Annotated in this window: 10 protein-coding genes; 7 read left to right on the forward strand and 3 right to left on the reverse strand. The window is 57.7% G+C overall.

From position 1 onward, the window contains the following. Nucleotides 1-39 precede the first annotated feature (39 nt). Both AC1D17_RS26370 and AC1D17_RS26375 read right to left on the reverse strand, forming a co-directional pair. Nucleotides 40-1,032 (reverse strand): LacI family DNA-binding transcriptional regulator, encoded by a 993-nt coding sequence (locus AC1D17_RS26370; protein ID WP_477568233.1) that lies wholly within the window; start codon nt 1,030-1,032, stop codon nt 40-42. Nucleotides 1,033-1,403: 371 nt separating this feature from the next. Next, nucleotides 1,404-2,012, reverse strand: a complete 609-nt coding sequence (locus tag AC1D17_RS26375; protein ID WP_477568224.1) for a J domain-containing protein — start codon at nt 2,010-2,012, stop codon at nt 1,404-1,406. Between the two features lie 110 nt (nt 2,013-2,122). Between AC1D17_RS26375 and AC1D17_RS26380 the strand changes: the two genes are divergently transcribed. The 7 genes from AC1D17_RS26380 (at nt 2,123) to AC1D17_RS26410 (ending at nt 7,252) form a co-directional block, all read left to right on the forward strand. Then, the gene (locus tag AC1D17_RS26380; protein WP_477568225.1) at nt 2,123-2,245 is read left to right on the forward strand and encodes a hypothetical protein; all 123 of its coding nucleotides are present in this window, start codon (nt 2,123-2,125) and stop codon (nt 2,243-2,245) included. Between the two features lie 276 nt (nt 2,246-2,521). Then, nucleotides 2,522-2,959, forward strand: coding sequence for a helix-turn-helix domain-containing protein (locus tag AC1D17_RS26385; RefSeq protein ID WP_477568226.1), 438 nt, complete (start codon nt 2,522-2,524; stop codon nt 2,957-2,959). A gap of 5 nt (nt 2,960-2,964) precedes the next feature. Continuing rightward, nucleotides 2,965-4,767: a peptide antibiotic resistance protein gene (locus AC1D17_RS26390; RefSeq protein WP_477568227.1), complete on the forward strand. Its 1,803-nt coding sequence runs from the start codon at nt 2,965-2,967 to the stop codon at nt 4,765-4,767. Nucleotides 4,768-4,791: 24 nt separating this feature from the next. Next, nucleotides 4,792-5,007, forward strand: a complete 216-nt coding sequence (locus tag AC1D17_RS26395) for a hypothetical protein (protein WP_477568228.1) — start codon at nt 4,792-4,794, stop codon at nt 5,005-5,007. After that, the gene (locus tag AC1D17_RS26400; protein ID WP_477568229.1) at nt 5,007-6,191 is read left to right on the forward strand and encodes a YcaO-like family protein; all 1,185 of its coding nucleotides are present in this window, start codon (nt 5,007-5,009) and stop codon (nt 6,189-6,191) included. Before AC1D17_RS26395 ends, AC1D17_RS26400 begins: the two co-directional genes overlap by 1 nt. Nucleotides 6,192-6,214: 23 nt before the next feature. Next, the gene (locus tag AC1D17_RS26405; RefSeq protein ID WP_477568230.1) at nt 6,215-6,925 is read left to right on the forward strand and encodes a TfuA-like protein; all 711 of its coding nucleotides are present in this window, start codon (nt 6,215-6,217) and stop codon (nt 6,923-6,925) included. 78 nt (nt 6,926-7,003) lie between these two features. Then, nucleotides 7,004-7,252 (forward strand): hypothetical protein, encoded by a 249-nt coding sequence (locus AC1D17_RS26410; RefSeq protein WP_477568231.1) that lies wholly within the window; start codon nt 7,004-7,006, stop codon nt 7,250-7,252. Between the two features lie 100 nt (nt 7,253-7,352). Here AC1D17_RS26410 and AC1D17_RS26415 read toward each other — a convergent pair. Next, nucleotides 7,353-8,537: tetratricopeptide repeat protein (locus tag AC1D17_RS26415; protein ID WP_477568232.1), on the reverse strand; the 1,185-nt coding region annotated here is incomplete at its 5' end.

Consider the following 8,537-nt stretch of genomic DNA (forward strand, 5'->3'; position numbering starts at 1 on the left):
CTCCTTGACGCCCTGTTCATTCCCTCCTTGACGCCCTGTTCATTCCCTCGGGCTATCACCCCCGCACGATTGCCGGACGACCAGCCGGCATGGCAGTTTCCTCACTCCCGGCTCGACAGGCCGTCCTTCTGCGAGCGCCAGAACGGTTAATCCCGCCCGCCGCCCGAGTTCCTTCAGTTCCATGTCCACCGTCGTTAACGGCGGCCTCGTTTGGGCTGCGACAATCTCCCAATTGTCGAAACCAATGACGGACACATCTTCCGGCACCCTGATGCCCCGTTCGCGCAGCGCATCCACGGCGCCACGCGCGATCTGGTCGTTGCCACAGAACAGCGCGTCGGGCTTTTCTCCGGGTCTCGTCCAGATCTGTGCGATTGCCTCATGGCCCCAGCTTTCCGACCAGACGCCGTACATTATCGGCTCGGCGCCACCTGCCGCCCGGCTATAGGCCTCGGCACGTTCGTGCACCGAAAAGAAATCCTTCGGCCCGGTGACATGCGCGATCCGCCGCCGTCCGATCCGCAAAAGCCATTCCACGGCAAGCGTTGCGCCCTGCGCATCGTCGGACCGGAAGGTGACGCTGTTTGGCGTGCCCTCGGTAAAAGCGTAGACCACCGGAACCGGTAGGTTGGAGAGGTCGACGGGCAACCGCCTGTCCAGCCGCTTGCCGGTGGCGATGATGCCGTCGACCTGCTTGTCGAGCATGGCTTCGACATGGATCTGTCCCAGCGCCGGATCATCCTCAATCGCGCAGAGGAAGACCGAGACGCCGTGATCGACCAGCGCCTCCGAAATACCAGCCATGACCGGCAGCGTGAAGCGCCCGTAAGTGTCGTTGGTCAGGAGCCCGATGGTGAAGCTGCGTTTGCTGAGCAGGCCACGGGCGAGGGCGTTCGGACGGAAGCCGATCTCGCTTGCCACGCGTTTGACCCGCTCTCGCGTCTCGTCTCCCATGCGCCCGTTATTGTTCAGCGCTTTCGACGCGGTCGAGATGCTGACACCCGCCGCAGCGGCAACATCATGGATCGTAATCCGCTTTTTTGCTTCTCCGGTCTGCAGAACATCCTCCCTCAGTTGTCGTGAGAAAACCTTTTACCAATCTACTTGTCAACTGAGAAAAGGTTTTCTCATCCCCTTTTGCGTTTTTGGCGGTGAACTAATCAGCGGCGGCATTTGCGCTTGGGCCGGCAGTTCCAGACATTGGCGGCCGGTTTCCTGATCGAAACGGAGCAGGGGGTGAAAAGCGCCGGCGGGAGCGGATCAGGCAGCCTTGGTCATCTCCTGAAACAAGAACCCCGCCACCAGTGAAGGTGACGGGGCTGATCTTTCTCCTCTTGAAGGCAGCGCTGGGCAAACGCTCCGCTTGACACTGGATGGCCTACGAGGCGCTCAATGCGTGAGCCTCAGCAAAATCCATTCAGTTTAAGGATCTTATGTGCCTCGATCGATGCCCGAAGCTCGTCCTCGGAGTTGCGGTTGCCTTGGTTGGCGTCGGGATGGTGCATTTTGAGCCTTTCCTTATAGCGGCTCCTGATTTCCTCCGGTGTCGCCTCCGGCGAAAGACCGAGTGTTTCGAAAGCCTTGGCCTCGAGCACCTTGAGTTTTCGTTTCTGGAGATCGGCCTTTTGCGCCTGGCGCTGTGCTGCAGTCTTACGGGCATTCAATGCCTTTGCAGAACCGGAGCGAACAGTCGATGGGATCGGGATTTCGGTCGCTTGGCTGACCCTCGTTCCCTGGGTCGGACGGCTGCCGGCTGTCGCTTCCCTTTGATAGCGAGCGACGTCCGCGTTTGATGGAGCCGTCGTGTAACTGTATCCCTGGTTATATTCCTTGACGTGCTCAAGACAGAACAACAGATAAAGGCCCTCAGCGCCGGGCCCGACAGGGGCGCGATGCGTGCCAACCTTTTCACAACAGTCCCATTGGCATCTCGGGCCAGTGGGTTCGCGGGCGGAAGCGGACTTTTTGCGAGCAGATCTAAGGCCCACGAATATTTTCGAATCAAGCGTCATCGCATCTATATGGATGCCGCGCGTCGCCTCGGCAAGATTTAGCTAATTCGCTCGCCAATCCCTCAAGCTGTCAGTAAACCCAAATCAGGGTGATCTTTGCATGAGCACCCATGCTCAACGAGGCAACCTCGAATGGTTTGGTGATGATCGGCATACCAGGTGAAAATGGCTGCATCAGCCACATGTCGACCAATCATGCCATTGACGCCGGCTTTGAAAGTGCCAATCGATGACGTCCGCCATTCCCGACTTTGCGAGCGAGCGATATCGGTGCCAACGAGGTATCAACCTTCGAACGCCGGCGCCTGATCGAGCACGCCGCAAGAATGATTGCTGAGCAGCGGATACAACTCGCGGCTATCCGGATGTAGACCCGCCGATCAAACACCTGGCGGGCGGCTTTTGCGCAGCAGGGCGCCGCCGACAGGACGCTTGCATTTGTTCCGAGAATTGTCATGCTGCTTGGCGTCAATGCATGATTGAAATGTGATAATTTCGGAGCTCTGCAAATGGTAAAGAACTCACCTCATCAAATCGATTTGCATGTCGGCAATCGTCTGAGGTCGCGACGCCTCGTCTTGGGGATGAGCCAAGAAAAGCTGGGCGAGGGCTTGGGTATTACCTTCCAGCAGATTCAGAAATATGAAAAAGGCACAAATCGCGTCAGCGCAAGCAAACTGATGGTTGCCGCGACGGTGTTGAGTGTACCAGTTAGCTATTTTTTCGAGGATCAGGCCCCGGAGCCCGATAGCAGTACGCGGGAGGTCGATGAAATCGGCACTTTTCTGCACTCGCGAGAAGGTGTTGCACTGAACCAGGCCTTTACCTCAATCAAGAGCAAACGGGTGCGCCAGACCATCATCACCCTGGCCAAAGCCATGGCAGACGCCGATGACACCGTTTCTGCCGCCGACGCTGTGATCAATTCACCATCCGCAACGCCGTGAATCAAATGTTCCTGCAGACATTCGGTAGGTTACGCCTGCTCGATGCTGCCGGGCAGGAGTGTAAATATCCTCGAAAAGGACTGCTGCTCATTGCCTACATGGCATGCAGCCCGTTCTCGGAGATCAGCCGAGATGAGGCTGCCGACTTCCTTTGGGGGAGCGGAGACCGAGCCCTTGCGTTCACGAACCTCCGGAAACTGATTTCGCGTCTTCGGACGACGCCGGAAACGGTGCTGTCTTTTTCGGCGACCCATGTTTTCCTCAATCGACACGATTTCGCCTGTGATGCCGACGTACTGGGACCTTCCCAACAGGCGGCAGTGCCGTTGTCTTCCCTTGTCGATCTGATGAGCCGCACGTTCCTCGGCGAACTGGGCGAGGCAGATGGAGTGGCGCTCCACTGGGTGAAAGATCAGCGTCAGAGACAATTGGAACTGGTACGTGCGCGGTTTCTCGATCCTTCGGCTGATATCTCCACGGCCACGGAGGTCGCGGCGGCTCGGCAAGCTGCATTCTTCATCCTCGAGCGTTTTCCGGATGATCAACTGGTTCGCGACAAACTATCGATTGGGCCCCGGTTAACGATAGCCGAACGGGTGGGGGAACAGGAGAGCGTAAAGGGACCACCCCAATTCGAGGACACTGAAGGCGCTGCCCACGTATCGAGACTACCGCGTGTCGCGCTCTTGCCGCCGGTGGGCGTCCACTCCTTAAATCTGGATCTTCCCACCGCAAGTGCACTGATCGATGATGTCGCCATCGGGCTATGTGCCCTCCGCGGGCTTTCGATCGTTGCGCCCTATACGGCGGAGCGCATTCGCGCCAGCGACGACAAGTTCCTGCTGCTCGAAAAGCATGACATTTCCTATGTCGTTGACACAAAGCTGACTGGCGACGGGCTCTTCGTTCAGATCATCTTCGTTCCGTCCGACAATGTGATTTTTGCTGACCGTTTCGAAATTTCTCGTGGGCTGCTGTCGTCGCATCGCAAGGCGCTTGCAGAGGTCGTCACCGACCGGATACTCGCCGAGCTCAAGCGCAACGAGCGGGCGTTGAAGGATTACGAGTTTCATCCAGCCGCCTACCAGCGATATCTCATGGGCGTGCAGCAGATGAGCAAGCTTACTTTACCGTCCATTCGCAGCGCCCGAAAGACGTTCCGGGAAGCGCTGCAACACAACGGCGATTTTTCGCACGCGTTCAGCGGCCTTGCCAAAACCTACTCTATCGAATGGGTTTTGACGGCACGCGGTGACGTCGAGTTGCTGCACAAGGCAGAAGAGAGTGCCCGCTCTGCAATCGAACGCAACCCCGACATCGCATACGGCTACAAAGAACTTGGCATGGCCAAGCTCTATCTGGGGCAGCTTGACGAAAGCCTCGATGCGCTCGCCCGCGCAGAGGAACTGAGTCCACACTACGCAGATGCGATATACAGCTTTGCAGACTCGCTCATTCACGCATCACGCCCGAGAGACGGCCTGGAAAAGATCGAGCGGGCCATATCGCTCAATCCGCTTGGACCCGATGAATATTTCTGGTGTGCCGCCGGCGCGAGCTACTTTGTCGGTGCGTTCGACAAGGCGGTTTCGCGTATCCAGAGTATGTCCAACCAGGCGTCAGCGCATCGTTTGCTTGCCGCAAGTTGCGCCATGCTGGGGGACACGCGCCGGGCGCATCACTATCGCCGAAAGGATCGGGAGGCAAATCCGCAATTCGACTTGCAGAAGTGGCTCGCGGTTGTGCCCATCAAGGAGCAGTGGCAGAAGGAATTGTACCGGGAAGGTCTCGTCAAGGCCGGGTACTGAGATTTCAACAACAGGAGAAAAGAAATGTCGAAAGTCGTTGTATTTGGGTTTCCCGGTGACGAGAAACTTTATGTCGCAGATGTGGACGCCGGTACCGTCGCGCCGCTTGGCAAAGTCACCGGCACGCTTGCAACCGCCAGCCAGCTTCGCGCCTCCGGCGGCGTGGTGATCAAGGATGTCGACTTCGCTGTAGCCGTCGCCTCCGCAGCATCCGTGTCGGCGGGCCTTTTCGATACCTGATGCTACACGAAACGGAACCGCAGGACAGGGTGTGCAGTCCGGTGGAGACCGTTCACCGCGTTTCTTCCTTTTTTGCTGAATTCGGCATTACCCGTCTTGCCCGCCATACGGGGCTGGATCGTATAGGCATACCCGTTTGGTGTGCCTATACGCCGAATGCAAAATCCATTGTCGTTGCGCAGGGCAAAGGTCTCACGGACGATGAGGCGAGGGCATCCGCGGCCATGGAAGCCGTTGAGCGGGTCGTCGCATCCCAACCGCGTTGCGATATCATCCATTCGTCGCCGCAGAACCTTGCAAGCACGGGCAAGCGGTTCGATAAACTCCCGTCGCTTCTGGGAAGAAGACAAGCGCCTGTCGCTGACGATGAGCATATTCGCTGGGTTGTTGGCCACGACCTGATTTCTGGCGACGCGGTCCATGTGCCGTTTGATGCCGTCGTCCTCGATCGGACGATACTCGATTGCAGATATTGGCAGTCGTCGGACGGTTTGGCGTCGGGAAACACGCTGGAAGAAGCAATATTTCATGCACTCAGCGAGCGCATCGAGCGGGACGCCTATGTCCTCTGGCAGGTGTCAAACGCCAGGGCACGGACAGCGTCATGTGTGGATCCGGCGACGGTGAGCTGCAATGCCATTTCCTCACTGGTCAGTCGCATCGAGAACGCAGGTCTCATTCTGCGTTTGTTCGACATCACCAGTGATATTGGCGTTCCCTCCTTCACGGCGCTGGTTGCGCCAGTTGAAGCGCTTTCCGTGAACCAACCACGCTTCGTCGATGCAAGTTACGGGGCGGGTACGCACCCCTCGGCCCGCAAGGCCATTCTGCGAGCGATAACCGAAGCAGTTCAGTCCCGCATGACATTCATCAGCGGTGCCCGGGACGACATCTACCCGGCAGTTTACCGCCAAATCTTGGCGGAACAAACGCGCGATCTGTTGCGTGTGCATCCTCGCCCCGTTGCGCAAGATTTCACAACCGCAGTTGGTGGCTCGGATTTTAGCAAAATCGTCGCCGTCCTCGCGGGATTGGATCTGGGTCCCATCATCGCGGTTACTCTTGGTGATCCTCACTGGCCGTTCGCCGTTGCAAAAGTGCTCGCACCGCGATTGGAAAATCCGGAAGGCGACCGTGCACAACGATTTGGCGCCCGCGCTTTATCCAAGGGCTCCTTTGGATGAAGTGCGTTTTCGTAGGCCCGACATTGCCTGATGCACAGCAACTTGCCGGCGATATTGTCGTGCGCGCACCGGCGATCCAGGGCGACGTCTTTCGCGCCGTGGAGGAAGGTGCGACCGTCATCGGTATCGTGGACGGTGGTTTCGAATACACCGCACCGGTATGGCATAAGGAAATCCTCTATGCGCTCAGCGCCGGCGTCACAGTTTTGGGTGCCGCCAGCATGGGCGCATTGAGAGCTGCGGAGTGCCACGTTTTTGGAATGATCGGTATCGGCAGGGTTTTTCAAGATTATTTGAATGGAACCCGCATTGATGATTCAGATGTTGCTCAGGTGCACGGCCCGGCCGAACTTGGCTGGCTTGCGTTGAGCGAGCCCCTGGTCAACGTTTCCGCCACAATCGAAAACCTGGTCGAGAAACGGGTAATCAGCCCGGGGGAAGGCGTCCGTATGCAGACAGCTGCCCGGGCCCTTTTCTTCAAGGACCGCACCTGGAAATCTCTTGTACTTCTCGCAGATATCGAGGACGGCAGGAAGCGCTCGATTGATGCTGCGCTTCAAACTTTTCAGGTGAACCTGAAACGCACCGATGCGATCGAGCTCTTGTCTGCCATGTCACGCTGCACTGCCATTCGAGCAAGTCCCAAACCGGATTGGCAGTTCCAGCACACAACTCTTTGGAACGAAATGGTGAAACACCATTCAATGACGCAAGGCGGCAGCAAACCATCCTAAGATGTGTCACGCCTGTGTCACGCGCAGTTTCCCTGAGCTCGGTCTAGTATCGGTTCAACAACTTTGCGGAGCCAGAAAATGACAGCAGCACAAGCCACTTTGGCCGTTTCTAGTCTGACGGAATCGACCGACAGCGAGATTGAAGAATTTCACGCAATAACCCGCCTGGTGGTCTTCGCGCGTGAGAGCGCGGCAAATCTAGACGCCCACCAGACTGTATATTGCCTCGATTTGGCGCTTGAGCAGATTGCCACGGAACTACGCCATCGCGCCGACAGCTCCGGCGATGTAGCGTCCTATTTTAAGGACGCGATCAAGCGACAGTAATGTGAGCGGCAGCTGCTCGACCCCGGCTCGCCCTAAACGGCGAAACGACCGTGACAATCATCCTGCAAAATGAGGAGGTGTTCGGCAACCGCGCGCTGCTTCAGGCCGGCAACCCGGCAAGACGCAGACCAGCGCGTAGGCGCTCCACATCTTTCGGCTCCCGCAGGTATGACACATCGACAAGCCAGTCGACGTATTCTGCCGGCCCCGCGGCTGGATGACCGATCCATAGCGTGCGCACTGCCTGAACGAATACATCCCCACATTCCTTGGCCTCTTCGATCCGACCCAGATGACCGTAGGCGGCCGCTCGCCAAGCCATGTCTCGCGGATGCCTTATCGGGGAATCGAAGGTCCTTTGCTCGAGGAGCGCAGCGGCCTCACTGTAACGCCCGAGTTGGAACAGGATGTGCGAGAGATAATAGTTATACCAACCTGGGTGACGCGGATTGATCCTCAGGGCAATTTGGGCGGCAGGCAGCCCACGTTCCGGTCGGCCCAAGGCCCCTTGCATCCATGCCCAGATGATCTGGATTATCGGGTCGTTCGGGTTCATGGATCGAGCTAAGTCCAGGTGACGTTCGGCGCGATCAAAATCCCGCCAGGTCAGACACATGAACCCAAGTGTGCAATGCACTTTCGGATCATTGTGATCGAGCATAAGCGCTTGCTCGGCAAACCGAAGTGCCTTTATCCTGTTTTCGTCCTTTTCCCGCGGCGCACCGATGCCATTATCGATCGCGCGATTGAGATATGCATATGCGAGGCCCGTGTAAGCCCGCGCAAAAGTCGGGTCGATTTTGATTGCACGCTCGAACAGGGAAAGAACTCGTTCCTGGCTCCCGGGCGTAAAGTCGTCGGAGAGGCGGTTGGCCTGGAGGAAGAGGTCATATGCGTGCATGTCCTCGGGCTGGCGTCGCCGCGCCGACACCTCTCTATCGTCCCGGACACGCTGGGCGACGGTCGCAACGATGTTCTGCGAGATCTCCTCTTGAATGGCGAATACGTCCTCCATCGCTCGATCGTAACGCTCGGCCCACAGATGTGTCCCGCTCGTTGACTCGACGAGCTGCGCCGTGACGCGCACCCGATCTCCTATCCGACGAACGCTCCCTTCCACGACATACTCCGCTCCGAGCGTTCGTCCGATTTGGCGCAGGTCCATGCTCTGTCCGCGAAAGGCGAATGAGGAATTGCGGGCAATCACCGTGAGCTCTCTGAACCTTGAAAGCTCCGTGATGACATCTTCGGTAATGCCATCGCTGAAATAAACCTGATCCGGATC

This window comes from Pararhizobium sp. P1_E7 (genome assembly GCF_056405855.1).

What these genes read in the sequence shown, in the direction of transcription:
- AC1D17_RS26375 (WP_477568224.1), bottom strand. Translation starts at nt 2,012, where the DNA reads ATGACGCTTGATTCGAAAATATTCGTGGGCCTTAGATCTGCTCGCAAA.
- AC1D17_RS26380 (WP_477568225.1), top strand. Translation starts at nt 2,123, where the DNA reads ATGCTCAACGAGGCAACCTCGAATGGTTTGGTGATGATCGGCATACCA.
- AC1D17_RS26385 (WP_477568226.1), top strand. Translation starts at nt 2,522, where the DNA reads ATGGTAAAGAACTCACCTCATCAAATCGATTTGCATGTCGGCAATCGT.
- AC1D17_RS26390 (WP_477568227.1), top strand. Translation starts at nt 2,965, where the DNA reads ATGTTCCTGCAGACATTCGGTAGGTTACGCCTGCTCGATGCTGCCGGG.
- AC1D17_RS26395 (WP_477568228.1), top strand. Translation starts at nt 4,792, where the DNA reads ATGTCGAAAGTCGTTGTATTTGGGTTTCCCGGTGACGAGAAACTTTAT.
- AC1D17_RS26400 (WP_477568229.1), top strand. Translation starts at nt 5,007, where the DNA reads ATGCTACACGAAACGGAACCGCAGGACAGGGTGTGCAGTCCGGTGGAG.
- AC1D17_RS26410 (WP_477568231.1), top strand. Translation starts at nt 7,004, where the DNA reads ATGACAGCAGCACAAGCCACTTTGGCCGTTTCTAGTCTGACGGAATCG.